The organism is Kribbella sp. NBC_00382, assembly GCF_036067295.1.
Lineage (GTDB): Bacteria > Actinomycetota > Actinomycetes > Propionibacteriales > Kribbellaceae > Kribbella.
In genome coordinates this window covers 883642-896345 of record NZ_CP107954.1, presented here as the reverse complement: position 1 = coordinate 896345, position 12704 = coordinate 883642, and the positions used below count along the sequence as shown (strand labels likewise).

The following is a 12704-nucleotide window of genomic DNA, read 5'->3' as shown; positions in this document are numbered from 1 at the left end:
CCGCGGACATGCCAGGCGGTTGTCGCAGTCCGGGCATTAGATCTCGACAATCCGCCGGCATGGTCATCAGGGAAGCCCAAGCCCAGCAGCCCCGGTCGGGAAATCCGACGGGGGCTGCTGGGCTGCCACTGGCTCGCTGTCGGGGGAGAGGCGGACGGTGGTCTGAGCTGAGGGCTGGGCGGGTCAGAGGGTGCTGAAGTCGGTGCGGGTAGGCGCTATCTGGTAACTAACTTGCTCCAGGTGCAAGTTTGTTTCCGGTCAGGCCGCCCGTCTCCGGTCGCCGAGCTGAACGCCCTGTCCAGGCATCGGGTTAGAGCTTTGGCTTGCCTGGTTGGTAGAGCCAGGTGGTGAAGAAGGTGCTCAGGTTTTGGTGGGTTTGGTGTTCTACGTAGTGGATGAAGGTTTGGGTGGTGACGTTGCCGTGGCGGTGGGTGGTGGGCCACTGCTTGAGGATCTTGAAGAAGGCTTTGTCGCCGATTTTCAGGCGGAGGGCGTGGAGGGTCAGGGCGCCTCGGGTATAGACGAGGTCGTCGAAGATTTGGTCGCGGCCGGGGTTGGCTACCTTGCCGGTCCAGTCCTTTTCGCCGGTGTAGGCCTCGGTGAAGCTTTGCTGGGCGGGGATGCCCTTGAACTTCTCCTGGTACAGCCACTCGGAGTAGGTGGCGAAGCCTTCGTTGAGCCAGATGTCCGACCAGCGCGCGGGGGTAAGGCTGTCGCCGAACCACTGGTGGCCGAGTTCGTGGGCGAGCAGGTCGCCGCTGACCTTGCTGCTGCGCTGGTCGTAGACGGGCCGGCCCTGGGTCTCGAGCGCATAGTGGACGCCGACGTCGCCGATGATCCCGCCGGTCGAGTCGAAGGGGTAGCGGCCGTACAGCGACTGCTCCCACTCGACGATCTGCGCGGTGGTCTGGTTGAAGACCTTGCCCTGGCCGGCCACGGTGTCGACCGACTGGCCGATGGCGGTGATGTTCGGGCGGCCGTCGCGCAGCTTGCCGCGGGTGACGTTGTACTTCCCGATCGCGAGCATCGACAGCTCGCTGGCCATCGGCCGGTTCATCGTCCAGCGGAAGGTCGTCCGGCCGCCACGCGACGTCGTCGGCCCGGGCTCGCCGTTGGCCAGTACCGTGAGCCCGGTCGGCACGGAAACCGTCTGCGAGTACGTCGCCTTGTCGCGCGTGGTGTCGTTCACCGGGTAGTAGGTCGCCGCCCCGATGGGCTGGTTGAGCGCGACCGCGCCGTCCTTGGTCGCGGCCCAGCCGGAGATACCCAGCGCCGGGTCATCGATCTTCTGCGGTACGCCGGCGTACGTCACCGAGACGACGAACTTGGTCCCGCGCCGCAGCCCGTGGGGCGGAGTGATCACCAGTTCCTGCGCACCGCTGCGCTTGAAGGACGCCTTCCGACCGTTGACCGAGAGCTTGCTGATCTTCAGCGGACCCTGGAAGTCCAGGTCGAAGCGAGACAGGTTCTGCGTGGCGCGAGCGAGGATCGTCGTCGTCGCGCTGATCGCGTGCGTCGTGGGGCTGAACGCGAGCTTGATGTCGTAGTGGCTGACGTCGTACCCGCCGTTGCCCATGTCAGGGAAGTACGGATCTCCATCTCCCGGCGCACCGGGGGAGAAGTACGAGGCCGGCGCGGCAGTAGCCATCGGACTGGCCAAGGCCGTCAGCCCAAGAGCAGCCACCAATCCAGGTGCCACTGCGCCGACGATCAACGAGCGGCGACGAACGGCGCGTCCCATAACTCCTCCTTGGCGTTCCACGACAACCTGCGGGGTTGGGGCAACCATAGTGCTCGGCAGGGCGTCTACCTTCGGGGGTACGGGCGCGACGGAGGGTGATGTGGCTTCACAGGTATCGCTGCTGAGCGGATGGCTGCCGTGGACCCTCGAGGGGTTCGCGCTGGTCGCGTTGATCACGGCAGTGGGGTGGCGGGACGCACGTTGGCGGACCCGGAAGCTGCCGTTCATAGCGCTGGGGTCGGTGGGGATCGCGGCCCTGATGGCGTGGGTGGTGGTACCGGCGGTAGGGGTGACCGACCCGTTGCCTGTCGCCGTGTGGTTGTGGCTGGCGGTAGTGGTCTGCGCGCTGCTGGTACTGGCCGTCGGCTGGAACGCACCTCACCGGGTGCACGCGTCAGTGTCGCGGACAGTCAACTGGCGCCATCGGGGAGCGGCGGTCGTCGCGGCCACGCTGGCCGCGGTCGTCTGCGCCAACGGGATCAACCAGTTCGTCGGGTACTTCCCCACAGTCGCTGACGCAGTCGCCGGGATCGAGAACAAGCAGGTCCCGGGTGAGGTGTCACTGCATCAACTGAACAGCAAGCCGGACCCGGTCGCCCAGAAGACGGGCAAGCTCGTCAAGATCACCATCCCGGCGACGCCGAGCGGGTTCAAGCACCGGCCCGAGCTGGTCTGGCTGCCTCCGGCGTGGTTCCAGAAGCAGCGACCAGCCCTCCCAGCGGTGGAGATGATCGCCGCCGAGCACTCCAAGCCCGAGAACTGGATCCGCATCGGACAGGCCGTCCAGACCGCCGAGCAGTACGCCGCCCGGCATCACGGGGACGGCCCGATCCTGGTTTTCGTCGACCCGACGGGCGGATTCGGCAACGACACCGAGTGTGTCAACGGTCCGCACGGTCAGTCGGAGGACCACCTCGTGCTCGACGTACCGCAGTACGTCGAGAAGCATTTCGGCGCCTCGACGGATCCGCGGAAGTGGGCGATCGCCGGGTTCTCGATGGGCGGTACCTGCGCCATCGGTCTCGTCACCGAGCATCCCGAGGTGTTCCGGCACTTCGTCGACATCTCCGGCGACGAGGCCCCGAACACCGGCGACCAGGCCCAGACGGTCGCCAACCTCTTCGGCGGATCGCAGGCCGCGTACGACGCGCACGCCCCGCTGACCGTGATGGCCAAGCACGGTCCGTACCCCGCGATCACCGGCCAGTACCTCGACGGCACCGAGGAGCTCACTCACATCCGGGTGGCCAAGGAGTTCATCGCCGCCGGCAAGAAGGTAGGCATCACCTCCACCCTCACCGTCCGGCCGGGCGGCCACAACTGGCAGTTCGCCACCCAGGCCTTCACCCTCGCCTACCCGTGGCTAGCCGCCCAACTCCTCGCGTAACCTGTAGTCACCCGATCGCTGGTTGTGAAGCTGACATCCGTACTTAGGTGAGGCTATCCTTCGTGCCATGCGGGAGTCAGTGGGGCTGGCCGGGACTGAACTGTCTCTCGGGTATCACGGCAAGCAGGTGGTCGACGGGGCGTCGCTGGAGATCGCGGCCGCCGAGGTCACCGCGTTGGTCGGGCCGAACGGCAGCGGCAAGTCGACGCTGCTGCGCGCACTGGCCCGCCTGCACAAGCCTGACGCCGGCGAGATCAGCTTCCCCGACGGAGCGGACGCACTCGCCCTCTCGTCGAAGGACTTCGCCCGGCGAGTGACCTTGCTCTCGCAGTCCCGCCCGACGCCCAACGGTGTCAGCGTGAGGGACGTCGTCGGCTACGGCAGGCACCCGTACCGCGGTCGCTGGCGGCACGACGACCCCGACGGCAATCGCGCCATCACCCACGCGATGGACGTCACCGGAGTCGCAGTAATGGCCGAGCGAGCCGTCGACGAACTGTCCGGCGGCGAGCTCCAACGCGTCTGGCTCGCCACCTGTCTCGCGCAGGACACTGGCGTACTGCTGCTCGACGAGCCGACCACCTTCCTCGACCTGCGCTACCAGATCGAGATCCTCGACCTGATGCGCGACCTCGCCGACGACCACGGGGTCGCCGTCGGCGTCGTCCTGCACGACCTGAACCAGGCCGCCGCCGTCGCCGACCGGATCGCCCTGCTCGACCAGGGCCGGATCCGCAGCACCGGTACGCCGGCCGAGGTCCTGCAGGCGGATGCGCTGTCCGAGACCTACGGGATCCGGATCGAGATCGGTACCGACCCGGCGACCGGCCTGGTCACCACCCGGCCGGTCGGCAAGCACCTGCAACGCCAAACCCTCCAGCAAACCAACTGAGGTCATTGATGAAAAGACTCACCGCCCTAGTCGCCGCAACCCTGGCCTTGGTGCTGACCGCGTGCGGCAGTAGCGAGAACATCACCCCCGAGGCGAACAGTTCGAGCGCGAACCAGCCGGTCTCCGTCACCGACGCGCGGAACAAGAAGGTCGACCTCAAGGCGCCCGCCACCAAGGTGGTCGGCCTCGAGTGGGAGATCATCGAGAACCTGATCACCCTCGGCGTGCAGCCGGTCGGCGTCGCCGACGTGAAGGGCTACACCGCCTGGGTGAGCGCGGGCAAGCTCGACGGCTCGGCCAAGGATGTCGGTACCCGCGGCGAGGCCAGTGTGGACGCGATCGTCGCCCTGACGCCCGACCTGATCATCACCACCACCGACGAGTCCCCGGCCACCATCACCCAACTGGAGAAGGCCGCGCCGGTCCTGGTCATCCGCGGCGCCGACGCGAAGAACGCGATCCCGCAGATGAAGACGAACCTCGAGCTGATCGCCCAGGCGGTCGGCAAGACCGACCAGGCCAAGACGGCGCTCGCCGAGTTCGACCAGAAGCTTGCCGAGGGCAAGCAGAAGATCGCCGACGCGGGCAAGGCCGGTACGCCGTACACGATGGCCGACGGTTACAAGCAGGGCAGCACGATCTCGATCCGGATGTACACCTCGGGCTCGCTGCTCGGCGCCGTCACCAACGAGCTCGGCCTGAAGAACGCCTGGACCGCGGCCGGCGACCCCGACTACGGCCTCGCGCAGACCGATATCGAGGGTCTGACCAAGCTGAAGGACGGCGAGTTCCTCTACATCGCCAACAACGGCGACGGCGGTGACGTGTTCGGCGGCGACCTGGCCAAGAACGCGATCTGGAAGAACCTGCCGTTCGTGAAGAGCGGCAACGTGCACCGGCTCGCCGACGGGATCTGGATGTTCGGCGGCCCGAAGTCGACCGAGCAGTTCATCGACGCGACGGTGCAGGCAGTCACCTCTTGACCCAGCTGACCGCCCAGCGGCCCGACCTCGCCACCGCGCCCCTGGAGCCTGTACGCCGGGTGCGCGTGGCGGGCGTCTTCACGATCGCGATCGTCGCGGTCGTGCTGCTGGCGGCGATTCACCTGACCCAGGGCACGTCCTCGGTGAACGCCGGGGACCTGCTCAAGCTGGTGATCGGCCAAGGCACGGACAACTCGGCGAACGTGCTGGTCGCGTCGCGGCTGCCTCGGCTGCTGGCCGGAGTACTGGTCGGGCTGGCGCTGGGTGTTGCCGGTGCTGGTCTGCAGTCCTTGGCCAGGAACCCGCTCGCTTCGCCGGACACGCTCGGCGTCAACGCCGGTGCCTATTTGGCTGTTGTCATCTTCGCCGCCTTCGGGATTTCGCTGCCGACCCTTCCGTCGGGTGGCATCGCGTTTGTCGGCGGGTTGGCGGCCGCAGTACTGGTACTGAGCTTGTCGGCCGGTGGCACCGCCGGGCCGACGCGGTTGATCCTGGCCGGATCGGCGGTCGCGATGGCGCTCGCCGGGGTGACCACGTTGCTGATGCTGCTCTATCGCGAGGAGACGATCGGCACCTTCGCCTGGGGAGCCGGGACCCTTGTCCAGACCGACCTCGTCGCGGTCAAGCAGATGGCGCCGATTGTTGCCGTCGGCATCATCGGGGCGATGGTACTGGCGCCGAAGCTGGACATCCTTGCCCTGGGCGACGATACGGCTTCCGTACTGGGTGTCCGGGTTCGCCGTACGAGGGTGTGGATCACCCTCGTGACCGTGCTGCTGTCGGCCGCGGCTGTCACTGTCGCCGGCCCCGTCGGGTTCGTCGGACTGGTCGCGCCGGTGCTCGTCCGGCTGATCGCTCCGCTCGTCCCGGGCCTGATGCGGCACCGGGTGCTGCTGCCGTTGTCCGGGCTGTCCGGCATCTTGGTGGTGATCGCGTCGGACGTCGTACTGCGCGCGATCCTCGGCGGCCAAGCAGGAGTGGAGATCCCGACCGGCATCATGACGATGCTCGTCGGCGCGGTCGTGCTCGTCTGGCTGGCCCGCCGGTTCCGCGACTCCGGTCCGAGCCGGCAACAGGCCGGGCGAGCCGGTGGCGGTCTCCGGACCCGGCGTACTTTCTGGATCGTCACCGTTTCGCTGGTCGTGCTGCTGGTGGCGGCGCTCGTGTTCGCGATGCTTGCGGGTGATGCCTTCCTGCGTACCGGCGACATCGTCAACTGGATCAACGGCCGGTCCGGGCGGGCGATCACGTACGTCCTCGACACGCGTTTCCCGCGGGTGCTCTCGGCCGTCCTCTGCGGAGCGGCGCTCGCGATCGCGGGCGCGACCGTGCAGGCCGTCTGCCGCAACCCGCTGGCCGAGCCGGGCATCCTCGGCATCACGGGCGGAGCCGGGGTCGGCGCCGTCGTCGTCCTGATGGCGGTACCGACGGCCGGGATCTGGCTCTTGTCCGGCGTCGCCGCAGTGGCCGCGCTGGCCACCTTTGCGCTGGTCTATCTGGTCTCCTGGAGGGGTGGGCTCAGTTCGGACCGGCTGGTGCTGATTGGGGTCGGCGTCTCGTCGGCGACGACCGCGATCATCACCTTCGTCATCGTCTACACCGACCCGTGGAACATCAGCCTCGCGATGACCTGGCTGTCCGGCAGCACCTACGGACGGACGCTGCCGCAGGTGATCCCGGTGGCGATCGCGTTGATCGTCCTCACCCCGGTGATCGTGCTGGCTCGGCGTGAGCTGGACCTGCTCTCGCTGGATGACGACGTCCCGCGCATTCTCGGCGTACGGCTGGAGCGCACCCGTCTGGTCGCGCTGGTCGGCGCGGCGTTGATGACCGCCGCGGCTGTCTCGGCGATCGGGGTGGTCGGCTTCGTCGGTCTCGTTGCTCCGCATGCGGCGCGGGCGCTCGTGGGTGGGCGGCATGCGCGGTTGCTTCCGATCGCAGCTCTGCTGGGCGCAGTACTGGTGAGTGTCGCGGACAGCCTCGGGCGGACGCTGCTGGCGCCGGCGCAGATCCCGGCGGGGCTGCTGACCGCGCTGATCGGGGCGCCGTACTTCGTGTACCTGCTGTGGCGGACCCGCGCCGTAAAACTCTGAACAGTCCGCCGGAAAACGGTTCCAGGTAGCTCCTTCACGCGGTGTTCATTCAGTGAACATCGCGTGGTGCTTTGCGGGGTGGTTGCTGATTGTGTTCAGCCCGCTACTTTGCTTTCACCCCTATCGCCCAAGGTGGAACCATGCTGAACAGACCGTCCAGACGTACCACGATCGCCGCACTCATCACCGGTGGTTTGCTCGCCGGAGCCCTGACCGTCGTCGCCACCAACCCGTCCGACGACGCGCGGCCGGTCGCCGCGTCGATGGAGACCCAGCAAGACACGATCGTCGCCGGTGAGCAGCTCCAGCTCGCCGAGACCGGCGCGAAGACCGTGGCAGTCAAGACCGCTCTGGCGAAGGCCGGGACGAGTCAGCAGGTGTGTGCGGCCTCGGACTCTCGGTGGGTCCGGGTTCGCTTCAAGGAGCTGACGCTGGCTGGCAAGGACACGGTCACCGTGACCGGATCGGCCGGTGGGAAGTACACGCTCAAGGCAACCAATTGGCAAGGAAAGGCCTTCTATACCAGGGCTTTCCAGGGTAGCTGCGTGACGGTCAAGCCGAACTTCGCTTCGTCGGCGAGCAGCTACCGGGTCGACGCCTACCAGGCGGGGATTCTGGCGACCGTCACGGTCGCGGCCGCTGGTGACATCTGCGGGTCGGCGTGCAACCAGACCCGGCCGCTGGTGGAGGCGATGAATCCGACGGCGGTGATCACGGCGGGGGACAACGCTTACGAGAGCGGGACGCTTTCGGAGTACAACAACAGCTACAACCCGCAGTGGGGTGTCTTCAAGAGTAAGACGTTCCCGACGCCGGGCAACCATGAGTACGTCACGGCCAACGCCAAGGGGTACTTCGACTACTTCAACGGTGTCGGGCAGGCGACCGGCCGGGCGGGTGACCGGACCAAGGGCTACTACAGCTACGACGTCGGCGACTGGCACTTCGTCGCGCTCAACTCGAACATCGCGAAGACCTCCACGAGTGCTCAGGTCCAGTGGTTGCGCGCCGATCTCGCCGCGAGCACGAAGCCTTGTACTGCGGCCTACTGGCACCACTCCCGCTTCGCTGCCGGCAACTACAGCGACAACACGTCGATGCAGCCGTTCTTCCAGGCGCTCTACGACTACAAGGCCGACCTGGTGATCAGCGGCCACGACCACAACTACATCCGCTTCGCCCCGTCGAAGCCGGACGGCACCAAGGACGCGACGAACGGTGTCCGCCAACTCTTGATCGGCACCGGCGGCCGCGCGCTCTACGGCGCCGGCGGCACCACCAAGGCGACGATCGAGAAGAAGGACTACAACACCTTCGGTGTAGGCAAACTGACCCTCACCGCCACCGGCTACACCGCCGCCTTCGTCCCGGTCGCCGGCCGAACCTTCACCGACTCGGTCCAAGGCACCTGCCACCCCAAATGATGTACCTCTCCAGCACCCGGGCGGCCGATGCCGCCCGGGTTGCGACCCCAAAAACAAGTTCTCCTGTCCGCCGGGTGTCGGGAACTGTGGTGGCGCTCGGCCTCGTCAGCCTGGTGACCGATGCCTCGGCTGAGATGGTGACGGCGATTCTGCCGCTCTATCTCATGTACGGGCTGGGGCTCGGCTTCCTGCAACTGGGTGCACTGGATGCGCTCTACACCGGTGCGACCGCGCTCTTGAGGCTGGCTGGTGGGCATGTGGCTGACCGGCTCGGTCGTCCGAAGGCGGTGGCTATTGCGGGTTATGGGTTGTCGGCGTTGACGAAGCTTGGGCTGCCGGCTGTGGATGGGTCGTTGTCCGGGCTCAGCTCCGTCATCGCGGTCGACCGGGCTGGCAAGGGGATTCGTACGGCACCACGCGACGCGCTCATCTCGTTGTCCACACCCGTTGAGGATCTCGGGCGCGCGTTCGGGGTGCATCGGGCGCTCGACACGGCAGGCGCTCTGCTGGGCCCGTTGCTCGGGTTCGCGATCATCGCGGCGATCCCGGGTGGGTACGACGTGGTCTTCAGTACGAGCTTCTGCCTCGCCGCGATCGGCGTACTCATCCTCGTCTTCTTCGTCACCCAACCCCGCACCATCGTCAGCAAAGCCGCGGTGAGCGTGCGCGCCGGCCTGGCCGCGGCAACCGCACCGGAGCTCCGCCGCCTGATCATCGCTGCCGGACTGCTCGGCCTAGTGACCGTCGGCGATATGTTCCTGTACTTCTCCGTCCAACGCACAGCCGGCCTGCCGCCCGCCATCCTCCCGCTCCTACCCCTCGGCACCGCGCTGACCTTCATGCTCGCCGCCATCCCCTTCGGCCGGCTCGCCGACCGCATCGGCCGCTGGAAGCTCTTCCTCCTCGGCCACGGCCTGCTGCTGGCCGCGTACCTCCTGATCGCCGCCAACACCCAAGGCCGCGTGGTAGCAGGCGTGATCCTGCTCCTCCACGGCTTCTTCTACGCGGCCAGCGACGGCGTCCTGATGGCGTACGCCGGTCCGCTCATCCCCGCCCCGTTGCGCGCAACCGGAATGGCGGTAGTCCAAACCGCCCAAGCCCTCGCCAGAGCAGCCGGCGCGTTGGCGTTCGGCGCAATGGCCGCCTGGGTGCAGCCGTCGCTGACCTTCACCCTCTTCGCCGGAGCACTGGCCGCCGCAATCGCCGCCGGCGCCTGGCTCTGCCGCCCGGGGGTCACCCGATGAGCCGCAGTCGAATCATCACTGGTATCACCTTGATTGCGGTGTTCGTTGCCGCGGGCATCGGCTACCTCGGCTGGCGGGTCGCGACGACACAGCAGGCAGCCGCCCAGAGCGGAATCCAGCTCGGCCGATCGGGAACGATGCTGTACGTCGAGCCCGGCAGCAACCGAGTCCGGCAGATCGCCCTCGGAGACGGCGCCACCACCTCGATCGGTACTGGGCCGGCTTGTCAGCGGGTCTATGCGAGTGGGGGGACGATGGCCTGCTTGCGGGCGACCGCGGTGCCGATGGCATCTGAGGTGGACCTCATCGACTCGGCGGGCAAGGTTGTGAAGACTCTGCAGTTGTGGGGGAATCCCAGCAGGGTAAGGGTTTCTCCGTCCGGCCACCTGGCAGCGTGGACGGTGTTCCGGTCGGGAGACAGCTACATGATGGCTGGTGCGTTCTCGACGACAGCAGGGATCTACGACCTCAAGACCGGAACACACTACGGATCCCTCGAGGACTTCACAGCCTCCGTCGACGGCAAGCCCTACCGATCGACCGATGTGAACTACTGGGGCGTCACCTTCGCCGCCGACGACCTGACTTTCTACGCGACGATGGCGTCGAAGGGCAAGACCTGGCTGATGCGCGGCAACCTACAGAACCGCACCCTAACGGCGCTCCACGAGAACGTCGAATGCCCCTCGCTGTCCCCAGACGGCACCCGGATCGCCTACAAGTTCCGCGACGGCAAGACCTGGCGATTGCATGTCCTCACCCTGGCCACCCAGCACGACGTCGCCCTGGCGGAGACGAGTCACGTCGACGACCAGCCGGCCTGGGTCAACGACAAGACAATTGCCTACAGCAAGCAAGATGGTGGGGGGCCAGGTGTTTTCGTAGTACCGGCTGATGGGACGGGCCAGCCGCGGAAGCTTGTCGCGGGATCATCCCCGGCGGCCTGGTAGTGGGGCACCACCACGGCCCTGCCCGCGGGGTGGCACGGCGTACGAGAATGCTGGTGCTGGGCTTGTTGCTGCCACTGCTCGGCCTGACGATCGTCCTCCTGGTGGTACTGCGACCAGGCAGCGAGATCAAGGTCGACGCCCTGCAAAGCGCCAAGGCCAAGGGCATCGTGACCGCCGTCGTGCCCTGTCCGCTCGCCCCTGACGAGTGCGACCGAGCGACCGTCAAGGTGACCGACGGCGTCGGCGAGGGGACAGTCGTGACGGCGCGAGCGGTCAAGCATCCGCTGGTACCGCGCGTGGAGACCGGCCAGCGGATCCTCCTGGGCGTGGTCGAACAGGCCGACCCGGCAGATCGCTACCTGTACGTCGACCAGGACCGCGGCCGCCCACTCCTATTACTGGCCGGCCTGTTCGCGGTAGCAGTGATCGCCCTGTCCCGCTGGCGTGGAGTAGCGGCGCTAGTTGCGCTAGCAGTGACAGCCGTAGTGCTGACGCAGTTCGTGTTGCCCGCGATCCTTTCGGGCTCGGATCCCTTACTGGTGGCGGTTGTCGGCGGTACGGCGATCATGGTGCTGGCCCTCTATCTGACGCACGGCGTCAGCGTGCACACCTCGGTCGCCCTACTTGGCACCATCGGCGCATTGATGCTGACGGCTGTCTTAGGCGAGGTGTTCCTCCGCCTGGCCCGGATCAGCGGCCTCAGCTCGGACGGCGCCTCGGAGGTCGCGTCGTACGTACCGAGCGTGGATCTCAAGGGATTGCTGATCGCCGGCCTGGTGATCGGGGCGCTCGGCGTACTCGACGATGTCGCCATCACCCAGACGGCCGTCGTTTGGGAGCTGGCCGCTGCCAAACCCACGGCGACAAGGCGGGAGTTGTTCGGCGCCGGCCTGCGAGTCGGCCGGGCGCACGTGGCTGCCGTCGTCAATACGCTGGTACTTGCGTACGCCGGAGCCGCATTGCCGATGCTCATGCTGTTCAGCATCAGCGGCGTACCGGAGAGCTACGTGCTGTCGACCGAGCGGGTAGCGGTCGAGGTGGTGCGAGCGCTCGTCGGCGGTTTGGGGATCGTGGCCGCAGTACCGATCACGACCGCGTTGGCTGCCGCGGTGCTAGAACCAGTCCCACCCGAGGCTGTGGATGCCGGGAGCCGGGTCGAGGACCGCGAAGGCAGCGGTGTGGCTCGCGCCGACGGAGAGATCGGTGACGCTACCGCTGTCGCTGACCGAGGAACGGTAGCTGCGGCAAACCCGGGCCGGTAGCGTCGACTGGGCGAACGACACCTGCATCGAGAAGTCCCGCGTCGACTGCTCCACGCGCTGGTTGTGCAGGGTGTCGGGGAGGTCGTAACGGACCTTGTAGTGCAGTACTGCGAGTTCGCCGACGCGCAGTGGGCGGTCGAGCAGCAGCTCGAAGGTGGTGAAGCCGGTGGCGGCGTCCTGGCGCTGGCGGCCGAGCCGGCAGCCGCGGGTGCTCGTGATGTCCAGCGGTTCGGCGGTACCGGCGTCGCTGCGGACGGCGACGATCTTGCGGTCGATCCCGTCGACGTCGGCGCGGGCGACCAGGTGATGGGTGATCGACTCGAGCTTCCGCTCGGCGTCGACGCTGAGTTGAAGATGCAGCCCGAGGTGCGCGAACTGGTGGAACGCGTCGAGATTGCTGCCCATCCGCTCCAACGCACGCGCCAGCCCGTCGGGCCGGGCCCACGCCTCGTCCGGCCGCAACGCTCCCGGCTTCTGTACCAGCCAACGCCCCCGCGGCCGGGGCGGCCCGAGCAACGCCGCCAACGCCCCGGCGTCCAGCCCGAGGATCTCCTCGATCACGGCGAGCGCCCGCATCGACTCCGCCCGCTCAGGCTGATTGCGCCCGTGCTGCCAGTAGCTCAGCGCGGTCTTGCTCACCGGCGTACCGCGCTCGCGCAGCTTGAACTGCAACCGCTCGAGACTCAGCCCACTCTCCCGAACCGCCAACCGCAACGCGAGACTGAACG

Annotated in this window: 9 protein-coding genes; 8 read left to right on the top strand and 1 reads right to left on the bottom strand. The window is 67.4% G+C overall.

Going from position 1 to position 12704, the window contains the following annotated elements:
- Positions 1 to 310 precede the first annotated feature (310 nt).
- Entirely contained in the window at positions 311 to 1741 is a 1431-nt protein-coding gene (locus OHA70_RS04440) for a M1 family metallopeptidase (RefSeq protein ID WP_328328800.1), read from the bottom strand.
- A gap of 100 nt (positions 1742 to 1841) precedes the next feature.
- Between OHA70_RS04440 and OHA70_RS04435 the strand changes: the two genes are divergently transcribed.
- From OHA70_RS04435 to OHA70_RS04400, 8 genes are all read left to right on the top strand, one after another.
- Positions 1842 to 3128 (top strand): alpha/beta hydrolase, encoded by a 1287-nt coding sequence (locus OHA70_RS04435; protein ID WP_328328798.1) that lies wholly within the window; start codon positions 1842 to 1844, stop codon positions 3126 to 3128.
- Positions 3129 to 3195: 67 nt separating this feature from the next.
- A complete protein-coding gene (locus tag OHA70_RS04430) occupies positions 3196 to 4020 on the top strand; it encodes an ABC transporter ATP-binding protein (RefSeq protein WP_328328796.1) in 825 nt (274 codons plus the stop codon).
- An 8-nt stretch (positions 4021 to 4028) separates the two neighbouring features.
- A complete protein-coding gene (locus tag OHA70_RS04425; RefSeq protein WP_328328794.1) occupies positions 4029 to 5003 on the top strand; it encodes an ABC transporter substrate-binding protein in 975 nt (324 codons plus the stop codon).
- On the top strand, positions 5000 to 7096 hold the full coding sequence (locus OHA70_RS04420; protein ID WP_328328792.1) for an iron ABC transporter permease: 2097 nt from the start codon (positions 5000 to 5002) through the stop codon (positions 7094 to 7096). Before OHA70_RS04425 ends, OHA70_RS04420 begins: the two co-directional genes overlap by 4 nt.
- Positions 7097 to 7236: 140 nt before the next feature.
- Complete coding sequence (locus tag OHA70_RS04415) at positions 7237 to 8520, top strand: metallophosphoesterase family protein (protein ID WP_328328790.1); 1284 nt, start codon at positions 7237 to 7239, stop codon at positions 8518 to 8520.
- A gap of 74 nt (positions 8521 to 8594) precedes the next feature.
- Positions 8595 to 9764 (top strand): MFS transporter, encoded by a 1170-nt coding sequence (locus OHA70_RS04410; protein ID WP_328328788.1) that lies wholly within the window; start codon positions 8595 to 8597, stop codon positions 9762 to 9764.
- Positions 9761 to 10714, top strand: coding sequence for a TolB family protein (locus tag OHA70_RS04405; RefSeq protein WP_328328786.1), 954 nt, complete (start codon positions 9761 to 9763; stop codon positions 10712 to 10714). The genes OHA70_RS04410 and OHA70_RS04405 overlap by 4 nt, the downstream gene beginning before the upstream one ends.
- Before the next feature lie 47 nt (positions 10715 to 10761).
- On the top strand, positions 10762 to 11976 hold the full coding sequence (locus OHA70_RS04400; RefSeq protein WP_328328784.1) for a YibE/F family protein: 1215 nt from the start codon (positions 10762 to 10764) through the stop codon (positions 11974 to 11976).
- Positions 11977 to 12704: the final 728 nt, after the last annotated feature.